Origin of the sequence: Pseudomonas benzenivorans (assembly GCF_033547155.1) — a bacterium.
In the GTDB taxonomy this organism is placed as follows: Bacteria; Pseudomonadota; Gammaproteobacteria; order Pseudomonadales; family Pseudomonadaceae; genus Aquipseudomonas; species Aquipseudomonas benzenivorans_B.
The window spans coordinates 3,461,196-3,480,028 of record NZ_CP137892.1; the positions used below are offsets into that span (position 1 = coordinate 3,461,196).

Sequence of the window (18,833 nt, forward strand, 5' to 3'; positions counted from 1 at the left end):
GGGAATTCAAGGGCAGCGCAGAAAATTTTTGCCGCCTGCGCCCTCGCGGATAGCGCCGGGCCCAGGGGCAGAAGGCGGGCGACTAGTCGCGGCGCTCGTATTCGCCCTCCAGCACATTCGGCCGGGCCGCGTTCGACTGCTTGGCACCCGGCCGAGCGGGTCCGGAACGTGCGGCCAGGTCGTCGGCGAAGGCGCGCTGACGCATGGCCTGCTCGGCGGCGCGCTGGCGCAGCTTGGCGACCAGCAGGCGACGGGTGAAGGGAATCAGGCAGAACAGGCCGAAGATGTCGCTGATAAAGCCCGGTAGCAGCAACAGCCCCCCGCCCACGGCGATCAGCAGGCCTTCGAGCATTTCCTGCTCGGGCAGCTCGCCGCGGGCCAGCTTCTCGCGGGCGCGCCAGGCGGTGGCGACGCCGGCCACGCGCAACAGCACGCTGCCGAGAATGGCCGTGGCGATCACCAGCAACAGGGTCGGCAACACGCCGATGGCGCCCCCCACCTTGATCAGCACGGCCAGTTCGAGGATCGGGAACAGCAGGAACAACAACAGGAAAACGCGCATCGAGGGTCCTTAAACGGAAGAACTGCTTCCAGTACTACTGAGATAGGGGGCCTTGCCGGCAATTCAAGGCGCAGCGACACCGTCGGTCGGCCAGACCGCGGCACGGGCCAGTTGCACCAGCGCCTGGCGCACCGCCCCCGGGCTGTCGCAGGGCACCGGGAAGGGCAGCCAGTGCAGGGCCTGGCCGATACGCAGGTGGAACCCCTCGCCATCGATGCCGACCAATTCGGCCGGGGCGTGGCGCGGCAGACCGCCCAGCTCGACGTAATGGGCGATGGCCGCGGCGTGATCGCGGTTCATGTGCTCGAGCATGTCGACCTCGACGTCCCCGGCGAAGGGGTTGGCCAGGGCCACCTGCTCCAGCCAGTGGATGGCACCGAAGCCGCCGATATAGCGCCAACGCACCGGTTCCAGGCGCCAGAAATCGAAGTCGTGGACGCGGTGATAGTCCTGCGACTCGGGAAAGAAACGGTAATAGCGCGTCGCCGCCGCTTCGATGGCCGCCTCGTCACACAACTGTCGCGCTTCGGCGAGCAGAGTGAGACGGCCGACCGCCTGCACATCTTCGGCGCCGCGCTCGCCGACCAACAGTGAGCACTTGGCGTCCTGCCCGAGGTTATGGGTGTGCTGGGCGATGCGGCTGATCAGGATCAGCGGCCAGCCCTGGGCATCCAGGCAGTAGGGCACCACCGATCCGAATGGAAAGCCCGGCATGGCTTTCGAATGGGTGGACAGCACCCCCCGGTATTCCTTGAGCAGCAATTCTCGGGCATGCTTGCCGGCTTTCACGCTCACCTCATGACTCCTCGCAAAGAATCCGTCACAAACGGACAGGCGCCCTAGAATAGCGGTTCGCGTGCGCCAGCGGGGCAAAAGCAGCACCTTTAGGGGATACAGCGATGCAACTCAAAGACAAAGTCATCATCATCACCGGCGGCTGCCAGGGCCTGGGCCGGGCCATGGGCGAGTACCTGGCGGCCAAGGGCGCCAAACTGGCCCTGGTCGACCTGAACCAGGACAAGCTCGACGAGGCCGTGGCCGCCTGCAAGGCCGCCGGCGGCGAGGCCCGCAGCTATATCTGCAACGTCGCCGACGAGGAGCAGGTGACCCACATGGTCGCCCAGGTCGCCGCCGACTTCGGCGCGATCAACGGCCTGGTGAACAACGCCGGGATCCTGCGCGACGGCCTGACCCTCAAGGTCAAGGACGGCGAGATCAGCAAGATGAGCCTGGCCCAGTGGCAGGCGGTGATCGACGTCAACCTGACCGGCGTGTTCCTCTGCACCCGCGAAGTGGCGGCGAAGATGATCGAGCTGCAGAACCAGGGCGCCATCGTCAACATCTCCTCGATCTCCCGGGCCGGCAACATGGGCCAGGCCAACTACTCCGCCGCCAAGGCCGGCGTCGCCGCCGACACCGTAGTCTGGGCCAAGGAACTGGCGCGCTACGGCATTCGCGTCGCCGGCGTGGCGCCGGGCTTCATCGAGACCGAGATGACCCTGGGCATGAAGCCCGAGGCCCTGGACAAGATGACCGCCGGCATTCCGCTGCGGCGCATGGGCAAGCCCGCCGAGATCGCCCACTCGGTGGCCTACATCCTGGAGAACGACTACTACACCGGGCGCATCCTGGAGCTGGATGGCGGCCTGCGCCTGTAGGCCTCTCCTCGCGGCATGAAAAGCCCCGCCTAGGCGGGGCTTTCGGTTTCCGGCTCGCTGTCCTTCACCAGCCGACGCCGAAGCCCAGGCTGTAATGGGTCTCGTCCAGCTCGCCGTCGGCGCCGCTGACCAGGTCCTTCTCCGCCTTCATGTTCAGCGAGGCCCAGCTGTTGACCTTGTAGCGCAGGCCGACCTCGGCATCCAGGGTGTAGTCGGCGACGCTGGCCAGCGGCTTACCGACCTCGCCGCTGCTGAACAGCTCGATGCTCTTGCCGACCAGGTAGCGGTTGTAGTCCCACTTGGTGCTCAGGGCGTAGAAGTTCTCCTTCTGGCCGTCGGCGAACAGGTAGTCGCTGCGGTTGAGCAGCCCGGTGACCGAGAAGGCGCCCAACTCGTTGTCCCAGAACTGGTAACCCGGCCCGGTACCCAGGGTGCGCTGGCGCTCCAACTCCTCGATCTGGTCATGCTTGTATTCCAGGCGCCCCTGCCAGAACCAGTGTTCGTCGAGGAAACGGTCCAGGGCGTACTCGGCATTCCAATTGTCGCTGGCCACTACGCCATCCTGGTACTGGCGGTTGTAGCCGGCTTCGGCGCCATGCCGCCACAGACCATGGCGAGCCTGGGTCTTCAGGTCGATGTCATAGTCATCGGTGGCGGACTCGCCGCGCTTGTAGTCCAGCGCCGCATCGACATTGCCCTTCCAGGTCAGATCCTCGACCAGTGGCTTGGGCTTCATGATCTGCTGGATGCTGGCCAATTCGACGGTGCGCGGCGTCTCGCCGTTGGCCAGGATGACCCTGCCCGGCTCGGCGGCATGCAGACTCTTGGCGCGCTCGCCGCTCACCGCGTCTTCCTTGATCAGCAGTTCCTGATCGCTCTCCAGGGTGGCGACCTTCTTCCAGTCCAGGGTGATAGCGCCACCGTAGTCGGTTTGCAGCAACAACTTGCCGCCGTCGAAGAACTTGATCTTGCCGGTCAGGCGATCGCCGTTCTTCAACCAGACGGTATCGGCCAGCAGCGGAGAAGCGGCCAGGGTAAGGGCCAGGCACAGCAGGGATCGGGAATACATGGGAAGAACCGCAGGACTGCTCGGATTCGTGGAAGGCCGGGCATTATCCGCAGGCCCGACGACAGAGCAAGAACTGACCGACGGAAGCCACGGGAGTTCCGGGACGGCGACCGACGCACCGCTACCAGCCGACGCCCAGACCGATCAGGTAGTGGCGCTCGGACGTGCTCTGGCCGAAGCCACGTATCTGCTCCAGTTCGTACAGCAGCGACAGGCGCGCCCAGCTGTTCAGGCGATAGCGCAGGCCGAACTCGCTGTCGAACACGTAGTCGACCGCCTCGATCTCCGGCACCTGCAACTCGGCGTTGCTGAAGAGTTCCAGACGGGTCCCCCACAACAGGCGCTTGTAGTCCCACTCCAGAGAAAGGGAATTGAACGCCAAATCGCCGCCCTGGAACCACAACTGCACCCGATTGAACTGGCCGATCAGGTCGAAGCGCCCCAGTTCGTCGTCCCAGAAACGGTGACCCGGTCCACTGCCGACTATGCGCTGGCGGCTGAAGAACTCGAAGCCGTCTTCCTGCTGCTCGACCCCGGTACGCCAGAACCAGTGCTGGCTGAAGAATCGGTCGAGGTCGTACTCCAGCCGCCAGTTATCGTCGACCACGCTGCCATTCTTGGTTTCCCGTTCCAGCTCGCCGGCCAGCACATGGCGCCAGCGCCCGTGCTCGAAGCGGCTGCTGCCCTTGACCTGCCACTCGTCGCTGGCATTCTCGTTGCGCTCCATATCCAGCTTGGCGTCGAGGTTGCCCTCCCACACCCGATCCCGCAGCAGCGGACGCGGCGGCACCAGCCGGGTGATGCTGGCCAAAGGCACGGTTTCGGTCTTCTCCCCGAGCACCCGCACCATGCCGCTGCCGGCCGCAGCCAACTGTTGGCTGTGTTGGCTGTCCAACCCTTGACGGCGCAGCAGCAGGGGTTTGTCCGAACGCAGGGTGTCGATATCCTGCCAGTCGATGAGCACCTGCCCGGCATAGCGGGTCTTCAGGGCCAGCTTGCCGCCGTCGAGCAGCACGATCTCGCCGCTCAGACGGTCACCATTGGCCAACCATACGGTGTCGGCCCACAACGGCGCGGCCAGGGTGAGCAGAACGGGAAACAACAGGATGCGCAGCAGCATGAGCAATCGACCACTTGAGGAACAGAGGCAAGCCGGCAAGCATGCCGCCTCGTCGCTCTCGACGGCAAGCCAGCAGGCGCGGCGCGAGGCGCTCTATCTGGCACTGGCTCAGGTGCCCAGCGGCAAGGTGGTGAGTTACGGCCAGCTGGCCGAACTGGCGGGCCTCGGCCGGGCGGCGCGCTGGGTCGGGCGCACCCTCGGCCAGCTGCCGGAAGGCAGCAGCCTGCCCTGGCACCGGGTGATCGCCGCCGGCGGGCGCCTGAGCCTGCCGGCGGGCAGCCCGTCCGGCGCCGAACAGCGGGCACGCCTGCGGGCCGAAGGGGTAGCGATCCGCCAGGAACGGGTGGATATCCGACGGCACGGCTGGCGCCCGATGGAGCACAGCGGTTAGAGTGCGGCCTTTGTCAGATCATCCCCAGGCCGAAAAACGCCCAATGCCTCGTAAAAGCTGGCGCGATGCCATCGCCGCCTACTCCAGCCCAGCCACGCTGGTTCTCCTGCTGCTCGGCTTCGCCGCCGGCCTGCCCTACATGCTGGTGTTCTCGACGCTGTCGGTGTGGTTGCGCGAGGCGGGCGTGGCCCGCGAGACCATCGGCTTCGCCAGCCTGATCGGCCTGGCCTACGCCTTCAAGTGGGTCTGGGCGCCGATGCTCGACCAGTGGCGCCTGCCGCTGCTCGGCCGGATGGGTCGCCGCCGCTCCTGGCTGGTGCTGTCCCAGATGCTGATCGCCACCGGTCTGGCCGGCATGGCCCTGTGCGATCCGCAGACCCACCTGACCTGGCTGATCGCCCTGGCGGTGCTGGTGGCCTTTTCCTCCGCCACCCAGGACATCGCCATCGACGCCTACCGCCTGGAGATCGTCGACAACAGCCGCCAGGCCGCCCTGGCCGCCAGCTACATGGCCGGCTACCGTATCGCCGCGCTGCTGGCCACCGCCGGCGCGCTGTATTTCGCCGAGGGTTTCGGCTCCACCGTGCTGAGCTACCAGCACGGTGCCTGGGCCGGCACCTACCTGGTGTTCGCCCTGCTGATGCTGCCGGCCCTGCTGACCAGCCTGTGGATGCGCGAGCCGCCGGTGCCGCTCAAGACCCAGCTGGCGGCAGCCAAGTACGGCTTCAGCCACCAGATCGTCTCGGTGCTGGTGCTGATCGTCCTGCTGGTCTCGGTGCCGGCGATGTTCACCCAGCTCTACCACACCGACTTCGCCAGCCTGGTGCGCGGCGAGGCCAGCCTGCTCGACCTGCTGCTGGAGGACCGCGCCTTCCTGCGCGCCCTGCTCTACACCCTCCTCACCGGCCTGTGCCTGTCGACCATGGGCCGCCGCGGCCTGGCGCCGGTGCTGACCCCGGTCAACGACTTCATCGTCCGCTACCGCTGGCAGGCCCTGCTGCTGCTCGGGCTGATCGCCACCTACCGCATGTCCGACACCGTCATGGGGGTGATGGCCAACGTCTTCTACATCGACCAGGGCTTCACCAAGGACCAGATCGCCAGCGTCAGCAAGCTGTTCGGCCTGGTCATGACCCTGCTCGGCGCCGGCGTCGGCGGCCTGCTGATCGTGCGTTTCGGCATCCTGCCGATCCTGTTCATCGGCGGCGTCGCCTCGGCCGCCACCAACCTGCTGTTCCTCGTGCTCGCCGGCATGGGCCCGCACCTGCAGATGCTGGTCCTGACCATCAGCGCCGACAATTTCAGCGGCGGCCTGGCCACCGCGGCCTTCGTCGCCTACCTGTCGAGCCTGACCAACCTGAAGTTCTCCGCCACCCAGTACGCCCTGCTCAGCTCCATCATGCTGCTGCTGCCACGGCTGATCGGCGGCTACTCCGGGGTGATGGTGGAGAAGCTCGGCTACGCCCAGTTCTTCCTCGCCACCGCCCTGCTCGGCATTCCCACGCTGATCCTGATCATCCTCCAATGGCGCCGCGAAGGCCCCCAGGCCAACGGCTCGGCACCGGTTGCGCGCCCCGAGCAGGCATGACGGGAAGCCCTGTGTTGCACCTACCAGGCCCTGCGGGGCGGGAACGGACATTGCAGGCAAGCCCTGGTCGTGACGCCCGAGCGTCCCAGCCGATGGCGGGCCCTGCACCTCTTCATCTATCCCCAGCCGCTCTGAGCTGAGGCTTGCGGGACTGGTGCATGCCGAGCCGGCGGCATTGGGCGGCGCGCGGGCACATGGCCGATACGGCACCAGCGGCGCGGCTGCTGGGCACTATGGTAACCCCCGCCGTTACCGAACCGCGGCCACGCGCCGCCCATCGAGAGGTCGCACAGAGGCCGCCCTAGCGGTCGACTCGCCTGAACTCCTCAACATAAGGCAGCTTATGAACGCAGACACAGATTCAGCCACGATGGCCAGGGACGGCATCCTCGACAGCTGGTGGCAACGCCAGGGCGACTGGGTAGAACCCCCCAACGAGCGCCGTGGCGGCGCCAGCGGCGTGCAGCGCATCCGCGACGACCAGGGCCGCCTGCTCTATGCCAAGCGCCAGACCGGCCACCTCTACCGCAGCCTGCGCCACCCCTTCGGCCGTCCCACCGTGCTGCGCGAGCACGATGCCCTGCTCGGTGCCCGTCGGGCCGGCGTGCGCGTGCCGGAGATCGTCTACTGTGCGGCCGAACAGGGCCATGAAGGTTGGCGCGCCCTCCTGGTCACCGCCGCGCTGGAGGGTTTCCAGCCGATCGAAGACTGGTACGCCGCAGGCGGGCGCGAGCGCCACGGCGAGGCGCTGCACAGCCGTCTGCTGCAACAGGTGGCCGGCAACCTGGCCCAGTTGCACCGGGCTCGCTGGCAGCACGGCTGCCTGTACATCAAGCACGTCTTCGTGAGAGTCAGTGGCGAGGGCGAGGACGCCCTGGCGGAAGCCGCGCTACTCGACCTGGAGAAATGCCGCCGGCGCCTGACCGCCTCCCAGGCCTCACTGCACGATATGCAGCAGCTCAGACGCCACTCCTCGTGGAACGATAGCGACTGGCAACTGCTGCTCGACGCCTACCGCGCCGCCTTTGGCCGCGACCTCAAGGGTTTGCCGAGCTAGGCCGGGCTCGCCCCGAGGTCATCCGCATGCGGGCGCTCAGCTCGCCTGCACCAGGTGCACCACCCGCTGCGGGAACGGAATGCCGATGCCGGCCTGGTCCAGGCGCTCCTTGACCAGCTCGGTAAACTCGAAGGTCACCGGCCAGAAATCCGCCGTCTCCACCCACACCCGCAGCGCCAGGTCGACCGAGCTATCGCCCAGACCGACCACATAGACCACCGGCGCCGGGTCCTTGAGCACCCGGGCATCCTCGGCGATCTGCAACAGCACCTCGCGGGCTCGCTTGATATCGCTGGCGTAATCGATGCCCACCTTGATTTCCGCGCGGCGCTTGGGCTCACGGGAGTAGTTGGTGATGTGACCGTTGGACAGGCTGCCGTTGGGCACTATCACCACCTTGTTGTCGGCGGTCTTCAGCGTGGTATGGAAGATCTGGATGCTGTCGACGCTGCCGGACACGCCCTGGGCCTCGATCCAGTCGCCGGCGCGGAACGGCCGGAACAGCAAGATCAGCACGCCGCCGGCGAAATTCGCCAGGCTGCCCTGCAGGGCCAGGCCGATGGCCAGGCCGGCGGCACCTATGGCCGCGATGAACGAGGTGGTCTCCACCCCCACCATCGACGCCACACTGACCAGCAGCAACACCTTGAGGACGATACCGGCCAGGCTGCCGATGAAGCCGTGCAGGGCACGGTCGACGTTGCGCCGCTCCATCAGGCCGCCGACCTTGCGGGTCAGGGCGTTGATCAGCCACCAACCGATCAGCAGGGTGAGCAGCGCCAGGGTCAGCTTGCCGCCGTAGTTCAGCACCACCGGCAGCCAGGTCTCCGACATCTTCACCAGTTGCTCGACGCTCATTTCCATCCTTCGCTCCTTCTTGGTCTTTCGCCCACCAGGGGTTTCCAATGCATGAAACGCAACCGCCATGGCGAGCCATGGCGGTCAAAGTGCTATCACCCTTGCTGCGACGCCATCGCCGCGCAGAGGTTCAATCATTCGCGATCAGTCGCGGAAGTTGTTGAACTGCAGCGGCATGCCGAAGTCCTTGGCGCGCAGGCTGGCGATGCACTCCTGCAGGTCGTCGCGCTTCTTGCCGGTGATGCGCACCTGCTCGCCCTGGATCGCGGCCTGCACCTTGAGCTTGCTGTCCTTGATGTGGGCGACGATCTTCTTCGCCAGGTCCTTGTCGATGCCTTCGCGCAGGATCACCTCCTGCTTGACGCTCTTGCCCGAGGGATAGGCGTCCTTGAACTCCAGGCACTGCACGTCGACCTTGCGCTTGACCAGGCACAGCTTGAGAATCTCCAGCATCTGTTCCAGCTGGAAGTCGGCGTCGGCGGTCAGGTTGACCGTCAGCTCCTTCAACTCGAAGCTGCCTTTGCCACGCAGGTCGTAGCGACGCTCCAGTTCCTTGATGGCATTGTCCACGGCGTTGGTGACTTCGTGCTTGTCCAGTTCGGACACCACGTCGAATGAAGGCATGGGCTTCCTCCTGATAAACGGCGCGACCCAAATCACGGACCGGGTACGCCTGGCTTGACGGTGAAAAAACCGAGCCAGTATATATCCTTAGCCATACACACTGCCCGGCGATGTACCGGGTCAACACGACCGCCCTGCGAGCCTGCCACCATGCCCAACCCCCATCTCAGCATTCTGGTGGTGGACGACGCCAAGTTCTCCAGCGCCATGATCGGCCGCGCCCTTAGACAGGCGGGCTATCAGGATCTGCGCTTCGCCAGCAGCGCCGCCGAAGCCATCGGCCAGCTCGAGCAGCGTCCCGCCAGCGTACTCCTGGCCGACTGGCTGATGCCTGAGATGGACGGCCTCGAGCTGACCGGACGCGTGCGCCAGCTGGACGAGATGACCGAGCACTACACCTACGTCATGCTGCTGACCGGCAAGGAAGGCGAAAACGTCCTGGGCGAGGCCTTCGATCGCGGCGTGGACGACTTCATCAACAAGGCGGCGATGAACGAACAGCTGGTACCGCGGGTGTTCGCCGCCGACCGCCTGTGCAACACCCTGCAGCGCCTGCTCCAGGAAAATCGCCTGCTGACCCAGAACATCTCCAGCCTGGAACAACGCAACCTGGTCGATACCCTGACCGGCCTGGGCAACTCGCGCTACCTGCGCCAGAAGCTGCAGGACAGCCTGCGTCAGATCGAAGCCCGCGGCGGCGCGCTGTGCTACCTGCTGATCGGCCTGCAGGAAGCCGGCGAGCTGTTGCAGCAGCACGGTCAGAATCTCTACAACGAGCTTCTGCACGGCGCCGCCCGGCGTCTGCAGCAGCTGGTACGGCCACTGGACGTGCTGGTACGTCTGGACGACCACCACTTCGCCCTGCTCACCCTGCCCGAAGACCTGCACGAGTGTTCGCCCAACAGCTTCCGCCGCCTGTACGAAGGCCTGAACCTCAAGGCGTTCAAGACCAGCGAGGGCTTTATCGGCCTCAAGGCCGGCATCAGCCTGGTCAGCCTCGACGCCAAGAGCCTGCCGCTCGACCCGGACAGCCTGATCGAGCGGGCCGCTGGCCTGCTGCCCGAGTCCTATGCCAGTGGCCGGATCGCCGCCATGCGCCTCCCTGCACGGCAATAAGAGGAGTCCCCGGCGCCCGCCGCGATAGACTTGCCGCCCATGAGCGATAGCAACGCAACGACCTGGCACATACTCGGCGCCGGCAGCCTCGGCAGCCTGTGGGCCGTGCGCCTGGCCCGCGCCGGGGTGCCGGTGCGGCTGATCCTGCGCACCCCGCAGCGCCTGGCGGCCTACCGCCGTGCCGGCGGCCTGAGCCTGGTCGAGCAGGGCCAGGCCCGGCGCTACTCGCTGGACGCCGAGACCGCCGCCGCCCCCGCGCCCATCCGGCGTCTGCTGCTGGCCTGCAAGGCCTATGACGCCGAGGATGCCGTCGCCAGCCTGGCGCCGCGCCTGGCAGGTGGCGCCGAGGTGATCCTGCTGCAGAACGGCCTGGGCAGCCAGGACGCGGTCGCGGCCCGGGTGCCGCAGGCCCGCTGCATCCTCGCCTCCAGCACCGAGGGCGCCTTCCGTGACGGCGCCTGGCGCGTGGTCTTCGCCGGTCACGGCCACACCTGGCTCGGCGACCCGCTGGACCTCGCCGCGCCCGCCTGGCTGGCGGACCTGCAGCGCGCCGGCATCGCCCACGACTGGAGCCTGGACATCCTCGCCCGGCTGTGGCGCAAGCTGGCGCTGAACTGTGCGATCAACCCGCTGACGGTGCTCTACGACTGCCGCAACGGCGGCCTGCTGCAACATCCGGCGGAGGTCGCCACGCTCTGCGGCGAACTCGCCGAGTTGCTGCGCTGCTGCGGCCAGCCCGACGCCGCCAGCGCGCTGCACGACGAGGTGCAACGGGTGATCCAGGCCACCGCGGCAAACTATTCGTCGATGCACCAGGACGTCGCCCTGGGCCGCCGCACCGAGATCGCCTACCTGCTGGGCCATGCCTGCGCCACCGCACGGCGTCACCGCCTGCTGCTGCCGCACCTGGAGGCCCTGCACCAGCGCCTGCTCAGGCACCTGGCCGAACGCGGATTGCCCCGCCACTAAGGCCCGCGTTAACCTGCCCGCACTTCCGCCACCGCGACACGCCCATGTCCCTGCGCCAGCGCCTCGAAAACCTGCCGGTCGGCCGCAAACTGCTCGCCGCGCTCCTGGTCTTGCTGGCGGCCGTGCTGCTGGCGGCCAACCTGGCCTTTATCAGCGCCGCCTACTGGATCTCCCAGCAGAGCGTCGCCCCCCAGGCCCTGCACACCCTCGGCCGGTTGATCGCCAGCCCGCCGCTGAGCCACGAGGCGCTGAGCTCGGCAGGCGCCGCCGAACGCCTGCTGGCCCGCCTGGACGACTACCCGCCCCTGCGCGCCGCGGTGCTCTATGACGGAGACGGGGTCAGCCTGGCGCAACTGCAACGCGGCGAGGAGCTGCAGCTGCCGCAGCGCATCGAGGAACTGGAGGCCTGGCGCAAGCAGGAATTCCGCACCACCCACCTGGTCGAGCTGGCGCAGCCGGGCCGACGCCCCGGCTACCTGCTGCTGATCGCCTCGGGCGAGCTGCCCGGCGCCTTCTACACCGGCACCCTGACCGCCAGCGGCGCGATCCTCGCCTTCAGCGTGCTGCTCTGGCTGATCGTCGCCCGGCAGATCCGCCGACTGGTGACCAAGCCGATCCGCAAGCTGGAGGAGCTGTCGCGCCAGGTCACCCGCGAAGAAAACTACGCCCTGCGCGCCCGCCGCGGCAATCGCGACGAGATCGGCAGCCTGGCCGAGGCCTTCAACACCATGCTGATGCGCATGGAGGCCCGCGAACAACAGCTCAAGCGCGCCCGCGACGACGCCCAGGCGGCCTTCGACCAGGCCCACAGCCTGGCCGAGGAGACCCGCCACTCCAATCGCAAGCTGGAGCTGGAAGTGCAGGTGCGCAGCAAGATCGAGAAGAAACTCACCGGCTTTCAGAACTACCTCAACAGCATCATCGATTCCATGCCCTCGGCGCTGATCGCCCTGGACGAACAGCTCTACGTCACCCAGTGGAACCAGGAGGCCAGCGTCCTGTCCGGCACCTCCCTGAGCGAGGCGCTGAACCAGCCGGTGTTCCTCGCCTTCCCGCCGCTCAAGCCGTTTCTCGCCCAGCTCAGGCGTACCGCCGAGGAACACCGGGTGGAGAAGATCGAGCGGGTGACCTGGAGCAAGGACGAGGAACCGCGTCACTACGCCCTGACCTTCTACCCGCTGATGGGCGGCGCCGGCCGCGGCGTGGTGATCCGCATCGACGACATCACCCAGCGCCTGAGCCTGGAGGAGATGATGGTGCAGTCGGAGAAGATGCTCTCGGTCGGCAGCCTGGCCGCCGGCATGGCCCATGAGATCAACAACCCCCTGGGCGCCATCCTGCACAACGTGCAGAACATCCGCCGGCGCCTGTCGCCGGAGCTGGAGAAGAACCGCGAGCAGGCCGAGCAACTGGGCCTGTGCCTGGAAGCCATCGACCAGTACCTGCAAGCCCGCAAGATTCCGCCGCTGCTCGACGGCATCCAGCAGGCCGGCACCCGCGCCGCACGCATCGTCAGCCACATGCTCAGCTTCAGCCGCCGCAGCACTCGCCAGCTGGCACCCTGCTTGCTGCCGGCGCTGATCGACCAGGCCCTGGAGATCGCCAGCAACGACTTCGACCTGACCGATCGCTTCGACTTCAAGAGCCTGCTCATCCAGCGCGAATTCGACCCCGAGCTGGGGCCGGTGCCCTGCACCGCCAACGAACTGGAACAGGTGCTGCTCAACCTGCTGAAGAACGCCGCCCAGGCCATCCACCAGCGCACCGATGCCGATGCCCCCGGGCAGATCACCCTGCGCACCCGCCTGGCACCGCCCTGGGCGGAGATCCAGGTGGAGGACAACGGTGTCGGCATGCCCGATGCGGTGCGCAAGCGCGTCTTCGAGCCCTTCTTCACCACCAAGGAGGTCGGCCAGGGCACCGGACTGGGCCTGTCGGTCTCCTATTTCATCGTCACCAACAACCACAAGGGGCAGATGGAGGTGCACTCCAAGCGCGGCCAAGGCACCTGCTTCACCCTGCGCCTGCCCCTGACTGCCGCCGCCGAACATACGGGTTCCTGAACATGGGCAATCGACTGTCGAAGATCTACACACGCACCGGCGACGCCGGCGAGACCGGCCTGGGCGACGGCCGTCGGGTGCCCAAGGACCATCCGCGGGTGGAGGCCATGGGCGAGTTGGACAGCCTCAACAGCCAGCTCGGCCTGCTGTTGGCCCTGCTCGGCGAACAGGTCGGCGCCTGCCCGGCCCTGCACGAGGTGATCGAGGTGCTCGCGCCCTGCCAGCATCGCCTGTTCGACCTCGGCGGCGAACTGGCGATGCCGGCCTACCAGGCCCTGCAAGCGGCCGAGGTGGTGCGCCTGGAGGCGGCCATCGACCGCTGGAACGCCGAGCTCGGCCCGCTGCAGAACTTCATCCTCCCCGGCGGCTCGCGGCTGGTGGCCCAGGCCCATGTCTGTCGCAGCCTGGCGCGCACGGCCGAACGCCGCTGCCAGCAGCTCAACGCCCTGGAGCCGCTGCGCGGTGTCGCTCTGGCCTATGTCAACCGCCTGTCCGACCTGCTGTTCGTCGCCGCCCGACTGATCGCCCGGCGCCAGCAGGTCGATGAAGTGCTCTGGCAGGAGGCCGCCAAGCCGCAGGCCTAGCTAGGGGAGCAGGCTGAGCCGGCTCTCGAAGCGGCGCGACTGGCCGCCGAGCGGATCGACGAACGCCAGCCCCCGGGCCAGCAGCTTGAGCGGCCTGGCATAGTCGTCCGCGGCATCGGCCGCGTCGCTCACCTCGGGATAGAAGGGATCGTTGCAGATCGGCGCGCCGAGGGCAGCCAGGTGCACGCGCAGCTGGTGCTTCTTGCCGGTGATCGGATAGAGCGCGTAACGCCACAGCTCGCCCAGCCTCTCGGCGACCTCGATGCGCGTCTCGCTGTTGCCAGCGCCGGCCTCCTCGCGCATGCGGAAGAACGGCTCACCGGCCACCAACCGGGTGCGCCGCAGCAAGGGAAACGCCAGCTGCGGCAGCGCCGGGGCCAGGGCCTCGTAACACTTGTCGATGCGCCGCTCGCGAAACAGCGCCTGATAGCGGCCGCGGCTCTCGGGATTGGTGGAGAACAGCACCAGGCCGGCGGTATGCCGGTCGATGCGGTGCAGCGGCACCAGGTCGGCATTGCCCAGGCGCTTGGCCAGACGCGCCAGCAGGGTCTGCTCGACATACTCGCCAGCCGGCATCACCGGCAGGAAGTGCGGCTTGTCGGCCACCAGCAGGTGCTCGTCGAGATGCAGCACGGTCGCCTCGAAGGGTATCGGCGTCTCGACCGCCACCTCACGAAAGTAATGCACCCGCAACCCGACCCGGTAGGGCTGCTGCGGGTCGATCGGCGCGCCCTGGGCATCCAGCACCCGCCCCCGGGCCATGCGCTGCAGCCACTGTTCGCGACCGATCGCCGGAAAATGCGCCGCCAGGCAGTCGAGCACCGTGGCCCAGTCGCCCGGGGGCAGATGCAGGGTGCTCGGGCGCAGGCTGGACGGGGAACGGGCGGTTACGGACATGATGCGATTCGGCGGACGGCGGCGGGCGGGCCCGCTATTAGGCCGCAGCCCGACGCCTGGCGTCAAAGACACTCGTCGGCGCCGGCAGCCTCGTGGCCCAGGCCCGGCGTCCGGCTCCGGGGTCATCCCCCGCTGCCGATGGCCCTAGTCACCCGCCTCGGCGGCCGGCAGCGGGTCGCTCTCCAGAGAGCGACGGTACAGGGCCGCCACCAGGTCGGTCTGGGTGACGATGCCCAGCAGCACGCCGTCCTCATCCAGCACCGGCACCTTGTGCACCTCGCCGCTGGACAGGCGTTGCACCAGGCGGATGCTCGGCCACTGCGGGCCGCAGCTCGGCACCTGGGTGCGCATCAAGGCCCGCACCGGCTCCTCGCCACTGGCGTCCTCGGCCTGCAGCAAGTCATGCAGGTAGAGCATGCCTTGCAGCTGGCGCTGCGCGTTGACCACCGGCATGACCGTGAAGCGATGCGCCTGCATCTTGGCCCAGGCTTCGGCCCGACTGGTCTCGGGCGCCAGGCACAACACGTCGCGGGACATGATGTCGGCGCAGGATATTTCGCCGAAACGCCTGCGGTAGGCGCGCTCCTCGGTCTGGCGGAGGATCTGCACCAAGTCCGCGCGGGAGATATCGAGCAGTTCGTCGCGTGCCGCCAGCACCTCGTCCAGGTCGGCGGCGGTGAAGCCCAGGCGGTCGCGCGGCGGCAGATCGCGGGTCTTGTGCGGGTTGCCCGCCCGGGGCGCGCGATGCGGATAACGCCGGCGGAAAGCGTTGTTGAACACCAGGGCGATGACCAACAGACCCAGGCTGTTGAGCGCCACCGGGTACAGGGCGAAATAGTAGCCGAGGCGGGCGACCTCCTCGCCGCCGAGCACGGCGGTCAGGGCGATGGCACCGCCCGGGGGATGCAGGCAGCGCAGCAGGAACATCGCCACCAAGGCAGCGGCCGCTGCCAGAGCGGCGGCCACCAGGCCATGCCCCAGCCAATGGGCGCAGGCAACGCCGACCAGAGCGGCAACCAGGTTGCCGCCCAACACCGACCAGGGCTGAGCCAGCGGGCTGGATGGCACGGCGAACAGCAGCACGGCACAGGCGCCCATGGGAGCCACCAGCCACAGCGCGACATCGCCCAGCACCTGACGCGCGAGCCAACCACTGAACAGCAGCCCCAGCAGGGTACCCAGGCTGCTCAGCAGCTGCTCGCCGTGGCTCAGCGCCATCGGCTCCGGCCAGAACGTCCGCAACCAGCCTTTGAAACTATTCACCGCCGGAACTTCCGTCTTTCGCGCACCATTTCGGGGCAGGCACTATACAGCGTCCGCCGCGCTCCGGGTCAAGGCCGTGCTCCGCCGGGCCAGAAGGCGCGAATGCCGGCCACCCCCTGCGCCCCAGCCTGCCAGGCGCGCTCGACGTCCGCGGGACCGACGCCGCCGAGCAGGTAGGCCGGCCGATCGAAGCCCTGCAGCAGCTCCCGCGCCCGCGCCCAGCCCAGGGGCGGCGCCTCGGGATGGCTGGCGGTGGCCTGCAGCGGCGACAGGGTGACGAAGTCCACCTCCAGCTGCGCGGCCAGGGCCAGTTCCTCGGCGCCGTGGCAGGAGGCCGCCAGCCAGCGCTGCGCCGGCAGCGGCCGCCCGGCCGCCGCCAGCTGGCGCAGCTGGGCAGAGGTCACGTGCCAGCCGGCGGCGGGAAAATCGCCGAGCCACTCCAGCGGCCCCTTGAGCATCAACTGGGCGCGTCCGGCGCACAGTCCCTGGACATCCACCGCCAAGTCGCGGTACTGGGCATCGAACATGGCCGGTGCGCGCAGCTGCAGCAGGCGGATGCCGTTGTCCAGCGCGGCCCGCACGCCGCGCAGCAGCTCCGACGGCTGCAGGCCATCGGGGGTGATCAGGTAGCGCTCGGGCAGCCGCGCCGCGGCGACTATCGGCCGATTGGCCGCGGGAAATTCGTAGTCGTCCAGCTGCCGCGGCGCGACCCAGGCCAGCGGCTGACCCTCGGCGCCGTGGGGCTCGCCGGCGAAGGCCGAGACCTCCCAGACGTCCAGCAGCACCTGCTTGTCCGGGTAGTCGTGACGCACCTGGATCAGCGGCCGCGCCGCCGTCGGACGGATGCCCAGCTCTTCCTCCAGCTCCCGGGCCAAGGCCGTCTGCACCGCCTCGCCGGCCTCCACCTTGCCGCCGGGGAACTCCCACAGGCCGCCCTGATGCTGATCCTCGCCACGCCTGGCGAGCAACACCCGACCGTCCGCGGCGCGGATCACCGCCGCCGCCACATGCACGCGCTTCACCGCCAACGCTCCTCCTGCGCCGCCTGGTACCAGCGCTGGAATGCCGGCCACTGGTAGAGGGTCTCGACATAGGCCGCCGCCACTTCGGGCAGCTCGACCCGGTAACCGCGCAGACGCGCCGCCACCGGGGCGAAGAAGGCATCCGCCAGGCTGGCATGGCCGAACAGGAAGGGGCCGTCCTGGCCGAAACGCGCGCGGCACTGCGCCCACAGCGCGCAGATGCGCTCGATGTCGGCCTGGGCCTCGGCCGGCATCGCGTCCAGCGCCTGGTCACGCTTGAGGTCCATGGGCAGATGGCTGCGCAGGGCCGCGAAGCCGCTGTGCATCTCCGCACACAGGCTGCGGGCCAGGGCCCGGGCATACTCGCCACGGGGCCACAGGTGGGCCTCCGGGAAACGCTCGGCGAGGTACTCGGCGATCGCCAGGGAGTCCCACACCGGACCGGCCTCGGTCTTCAGCAACGGCACCTTGCCGCTGGGCGAGTGCTCGAGGATGCGCGCCTTGCTGTCCGGGCGATCCAGCGGGATCAACACTTCCGTGTAGGGCGCCTCGGCCAATTCCAGGGCCAGGGCCGCGCGCAGCGACCAGGACGAGTAGGTTTTATCGCCGATGACCAGGGTCAGGGACATGGGGTCGCTCCTTGCGTGACTGGATGGGGAAAGCTCGAACGACGGTAAAAGGCGGCCCTGCGAATAGCAAATTCCCGTTATTCATGGGGGCATGAATAACGGGAATAGGGAGGCTAACGGCAGACAGAGGACGCGATCAGGTGCGGTATTCGGCGTTGATCTTGACGTACTCGTGGGACAGGTCGGTGGTCCAGATGGTCTCGCTGCAGGCGCCGCGCCCCAGCTCGATGCGGATGCCGATTTCCTCCTGGGCCATCACCGCCGCCCCCTGCTCCTCGGTGTAGCTGGTCGCGCGGCAGCCGCGGCTGGCGATGCACACATCGCCGAGGAACACATCGATCTTGCTCACGTCCAGCTGCGCCACGCCGGCACGACCGACCGCGGCGAGGATGCGCCCCCAGTTGGGGTCGGAGGCGAACAGCGCGGTCTTGATCAGCGGCGAATGGGCCACGGCATAGCCGACGTCCAGGCACTCCTGGTGGGTGGCGCCGCCGTTGACCTGCACGGTGACGAACTTGGTCGCGCCCTCGCCGTCGCGGACGATGGCCTGGGCCACCTCCATGCACACCGCGAACACCGCCTCCTTGAGCTTGGCGAACAGCGCGCCGCTGGCCTGGCCGATCTCCGCCAGCGGCGCCTGGCCGGTGGCGATCAACATGCAGCAGTCGTTGGTCGAGGTGTCGCCGTCGATGGTGATGCGGTTGAACGACTTGTTCGCCGCGTCGCGCAGCAGGTCCTGCAGCACGCCCTGGGCGACCTTGGCGTCGGTGGCGATGTAGCCGAGCATGGTCGCCATGTTCGGCTTGATCATGCCGGCGCCCTTGCTGATACCGGTGACGGTGACGGTGACGCCGTCGTGCTCGAACTGGCGGCTGGCGCCCTTGGGCAGGGTGTCGGTGGTCATGATGCCGGTGGCGGCCTCGGCCCAGTTGTCCTCCGCCAGGTCGTCCAGGGCGGCCTGCAGGGCGGCCTCGATCTTCTCCACCGGCAGCGGCTCGCCGATCACCCCGGTGGAGAACGGCAGCACCGCCTGCTCGTCGACCCCGGCCAGGCGCGCCAGGGTGGCGCAGGTGCGAGCGGCGTTCTGCAGGCCCGGCTCGCCGGTGCCGGCGTTGGCGTTGCCGGTGTTGGTCAGCAGGTAGCGCACGGCGCCCGATACGCGCTGCTTGGCCAGCAGCACCGGCGCGGCGCAGAAGGCATTGAGGGTGAACACCCCGGCGACGCTGGAGCCTTCGGCGCAGCGCATCACCACCACATCCTTGCGCCCAGGACGCTTGATGCCGGCCGAGGCGATGCCCAGCTCGAAACCTGGAACCGGGTGCAGGGTAGACAGCGGGCCAAGACCAACAGCCATGAAAGTGCT

At 68.1% G+C, this 18,833-nt stretch carries 19 protein-coding genes; 8 read left to right on the top strand and 11 right to left on the bottom strand.

Annotation, left to right across the window (positions count from 1 at the left end; genetic code table 11):
* Positions 1 to 82: 82 nt before the first annotated feature.
* Both SBP02_RS15975 and SBP02_RS15980 read right to left on the bottom strand, forming a co-directional pair.
* Positions 83 to 562: an FxsA family protein gene (locus tag SBP02_RS15975; protein ID WP_318643187.1), complete on the bottom strand. Its 480-nt coding sequence runs from the start codon at positions 560 to 562 to the stop codon at positions 83 to 85.
* Positions 563 to 625: 63 nt separating this feature from the next.
* Positions 626 to 1,357, bottom strand: coding sequence for a HugZ family pyridoxamine 5'-phosphate oxidase (locus SBP02_RS15980; protein WP_318643189.1), 732 nt, complete (start codon positions 1,355 to 1,357; stop codon positions 626 to 628).
* Between the two features lie 104 nt (positions 1,358 to 1,461).
* Here SBP02_RS15980 and SBP02_RS15985 point away from each other — a divergent pair, with 104 nt between their 5' ends.
* Positions 1,462 to 2,220, top strand: coding sequence for an SDR family oxidoreductase (locus SBP02_RS15985; RefSeq protein ID WP_318643191.1), 759 nt, complete (start codon positions 1,462 to 1,464; stop codon positions 2,218 to 2,220).
* Between the two features lie 64 nt (positions 2,221 to 2,284).
* On the opposite strand, the gene SBP02_RS15990 is transcribed toward SBP02_RS15985, so the two are convergent.
* Both SBP02_RS15990 and SBP02_RS15995 read right to left on the bottom strand, forming a co-directional pair.
* Positions 2,285 to 3,289, bottom strand: a complete 1,005-nt coding sequence (locus SBP02_RS15990) for a DUF481 domain-containing protein (protein WP_318643193.1) — start codon at positions 3,287 to 3,289, stop codon at positions 2,285 to 2,287.
* A 121-nt stretch (positions 3,290 to 3,410) separates the two neighbouring features.
* Positions 3,411 to 4,409 carry a DUF481 domain-containing protein gene (locus SBP02_RS15995; RefSeq protein ID WP_318643196.1) on the bottom strand — a complete coding sequence of 333 codons (999 nt, stop codon included), beginning with the start codon at positions 4,407 to 4,409 and terminating at the stop codon, positions 3,411 to 3,413.
* Here SBP02_RS15995 and SBP02_RS16000 point away from each other — a divergent pair.
* The 3 genes from SBP02_RS16000 (at position 4,408) to SBP02_RS16010 (ending at position 7,445) form a co-directional block, all read left to right on the top strand.
* On the top strand, positions 4,408 to 4,800 hold the full coding sequence (locus SBP02_RS16000) for an MGMT family protein (RefSeq protein WP_318643198.1): 393 nt from the start codon (positions 4,408 to 4,410) through the stop codon (positions 4,798 to 4,800). The genes SBP02_RS15995 and SBP02_RS16000 overlap by 2 nt on opposite strands.
* 43 nt (positions 4,801 to 4,843) lie before the next feature.
* The gene (locus SBP02_RS16005) at positions 4,844 to 6,388 is read left to right on the top strand and encodes an AmpG family muropeptide MFS transporter (RefSeq protein WP_318643201.1); all 1,545 of its coding nucleotides are present in this window, start codon (positions 4,844 to 4,846) and stop codon (positions 6,386 to 6,388) included.
* A gap of 370 nt (positions 6,389 to 6,758) precedes the next feature.
* A complete protein-coding gene (locus SBP02_RS16010) occupies positions 6,759 to 7,445 on the top strand; it encodes a lipopolysaccharide kinase InaA family protein (protein WP_369958795.1) in 687 nt (228 codons plus the stop codon).
* Between the two features lie 36 nt (positions 7,446 to 7,481).
* Here the strand turns inward: SBP02_RS16010 and SBP02_RS16015 are convergent, their stop codons facing one another.
* Positions 7,482 to 8,309 (bottom strand): mechanosensitive ion channel family protein, encoded by an 828-nt coding sequence (locus SBP02_RS16015; RefSeq protein WP_318643205.1) that lies wholly within the window; start codon positions 8,307 to 8,309, stop codon positions 7,482 to 7,484.
* 138 nt (positions 8,310 to 8,447) lie between these two features.
* The gene (locus SBP02_RS16020) at positions 8,448 to 8,927 is read right to left on the bottom strand and encodes a YajQ family cyclic di-GMP-binding protein (protein WP_318643207.1); all 480 of its coding nucleotides are present in this window, start codon (positions 8,925 to 8,927) and stop codon (positions 8,448 to 8,450) included.
* Positions 8,928 to 9,077: 150 nt separating this feature from the next.
* On the opposite strand from SBP02_RS16020, the gene SBP02_RS16025 reads away from it, so the two are divergent.
* The 4 genes from SBP02_RS16025 to SBP02_RS16040 are packed head-to-tail and all read left to right on the top strand — an operon-like array spanning position 9,078 to position 13,659.
* Positions 9,078 to 10,043, top strand: coding sequence for a GGDEF domain-containing response regulator (locus SBP02_RS16025; RefSeq protein ID WP_318643210.1), 966 nt, complete (start codon positions 9,078 to 9,080; stop codon positions 10,041 to 10,043).
* 39 nt (positions 10,044 to 10,082) lie between these two features.
* Entirely contained in the window at positions 10,083 to 11,012 is a 930-nt protein-coding gene (locus SBP02_RS16030) for a putative 2-dehydropantoate 2-reductase (RefSeq protein WP_318643212.1), read from the top strand.
* Between the two features lie 44 nt (positions 11,013 to 11,056).
* Positions 11,057 to 13,075: a sensor histidine kinase gene (locus SBP02_RS16035; protein WP_318643214.1), complete on the top strand. Its 2,019-nt coding sequence runs from the start codon at positions 11,057 to 11,059 to the stop codon at positions 13,073 to 13,075.
* Positions 13,076 to 13,077: 2 nt separating this feature from the next.
* Entirely contained in the window at positions 13,078 to 13,659 is a 582-nt protein-coding gene (locus SBP02_RS16040; protein ID WP_318643216.1) for a cob(I)yrinic acid a,c-diamide adenosyltransferase, read from the top strand.
* Here SBP02_RS16040 and SBP02_RS16045 read toward each other — a convergent pair whose 3' ends face one another.
* From SBP02_RS16045 to argJ, 5 genes are all read right to left on the bottom strand, one after another.
* Positions 13,660 to 14,556: a pseudouridine synthase gene (locus SBP02_RS16045; RefSeq protein WP_318643218.1), complete on the bottom strand. Its 897-nt coding sequence runs from the start codon at positions 14,554 to 14,556 to the stop codon at positions 13,660 to 13,662.
* A 144-nt stretch (positions 14,557 to 14,700) separates the two neighbouring features.
* Positions 14,701 to 15,819, bottom strand: a complete 1,119-nt coding sequence (locus SBP02_RS16050; protein ID WP_318643220.1) for an HPP family protein — start codon at positions 15,817 to 15,819, stop codon at positions 14,701 to 14,703.
* A gap of 68 nt (positions 15,820 to 15,887) precedes the next feature.
* A complete protein-coding gene (locus SBP02_RS16055; RefSeq protein ID WP_318643222.1) occupies positions 15,888 to 16,841 on the bottom strand; it encodes a Nudix family hydrolase in 954 nt (317 codons plus the stop codon).
* Positions 16,838 to 17,470 (bottom strand): glutathione S-transferase family protein, encoded by a 633-nt coding sequence (locus SBP02_RS16060; RefSeq protein WP_318643224.1) that lies wholly within the window; start codon positions 17,468 to 17,470, stop codon positions 16,838 to 16,840. The genes SBP02_RS16055 and SBP02_RS16060 overlap by 4 nt, the downstream gene beginning before the upstream one ends.
* 136 nt (positions 17,471 to 17,606) lie before the next feature.
* The gene (argJ, locus tag SBP02_RS16065) at positions 17,607 to 18,824 is read right to left on the bottom strand and encodes a bifunctional glutamate N-acetyltransferase/amino-acid acetyltransferase ArgJ (protein ID WP_318643225.1); all 1,218 of its coding nucleotides are present in this window, start codon (positions 18,822 to 18,824) and stop codon (positions 17,607 to 17,609) included.
* Positions 18,825 to 18,833 lie beyond the last annotated feature (9 nt).

Excerpts from the sequence above, each read along its gene's own strand:
- SBP02_RS16010 (WP_369958795.1), top strand. The coding sequence starts at position 6,759 with ATGGCCAGGGACGGCATCCTCGACAGCTGGTGGCAACGCCAGGGCGAC.
- SBP02_RS16035 (WP_318643214.1), top strand. The coding sequence starts at position 11,057 with ATGTCCCTGCGCCAGCGCCTCGAAAACCTGCCGGTCGGCCGCAAACTG.
- SBP02_RS15990 (WP_318643193.1), bottom strand. The coding sequence starts at position 3,289 with ATGTATTCCCGATCCCTGCTGTGCCTGGCCCTTACCCTGGCCGCTTCT.
- SBP02_RS15995 (WP_318643196.1), bottom strand. The coding sequence starts at position 4,409 with ATGCTGCTGCGCATCCTGTTGTTTCCCGTTCTGCTCACCCTGGCCGCG.
- SBP02_RS15985 (WP_318643191.1), top strand. The coding sequence starts at position 1,462 with ATGCAACTCAAAGACAAAGTCATCATCATCACCGGCGGCTGCCAGGGC.
- SBP02_RS15975 (WP_318643187.1), bottom strand. The coding sequence starts at position 562 with ATGCGCGTTTTCCTGTTGTTGTTCCTGCTGTTCCCGATCCTCGAACTG.
- argJ (WP_318643225.1), bottom strand. The coding sequence starts at position 18,824 with ATGGCTGTTGGTCTTGGCCCGCTGTCTACCCTGCACCCGGTTCCAGGT.
- SBP02_RS16015 (WP_318643205.1), bottom strand. The coding sequence starts at position 8,309 with ATGGAAATGAGCGTCGAGCAACTGGTGAAGATGTCGGAGACCTGGCTG.
- SBP02_RS16040 (WP_318643216.1), top strand. The coding sequence starts at position 13,078 with ATGGGCAATCGACTGTCGAAGATCTACACACGCACCGGCGACGCCGGC.
- SBP02_RS16025 (WP_318643210.1), top strand. The coding sequence starts at position 9,078 with ATGCCCAACCCCCATCTCAGCATTCTGGTGGTGGACGACGCCAAGTTC.
- SBP02_RS16000 (WP_318643198.1), top strand. The coding sequence starts at position 4,408 with ATGAGCAATCGACCACTTGAGGAACAGAGGCAAGCCGGCAAGCATGCC.
- SBP02_RS16005 (WP_318643201.1), top strand. The coding sequence starts at position 4,844 with ATGCCTCGTAAAAGCTGGCGCGATGCCATCGCCGCCTACTCCAGCCCA.
- SBP02_RS16060 (WP_318643224.1), bottom strand. The coding sequence starts at position 17,470 with ATGTCCCTGACCCTGGTCATCGGCGATAAAACCTACTCGTCCTGGTCG.
- SBP02_RS16030 (WP_318643212.1), top strand. The coding sequence starts at position 10,083 with ATGAGCGATAGCAACGCAACGACCTGGCACATACTCGGCGCCGGCAGC.
- SBP02_RS16020 (WP_318643207.1), bottom strand. The coding sequence starts at position 8,927 with ATGCCTTCATTCGACGTGGTGTCCGAACTGGACAAGCACGAAGTCACC.
- SBP02_RS16045 (WP_318643218.1), bottom strand. The coding sequence starts at position 14,556 with ATGTCCGTAACCGCCCGTTCCCCGTCCAGCCTGCGCCCGAGCACCCTG.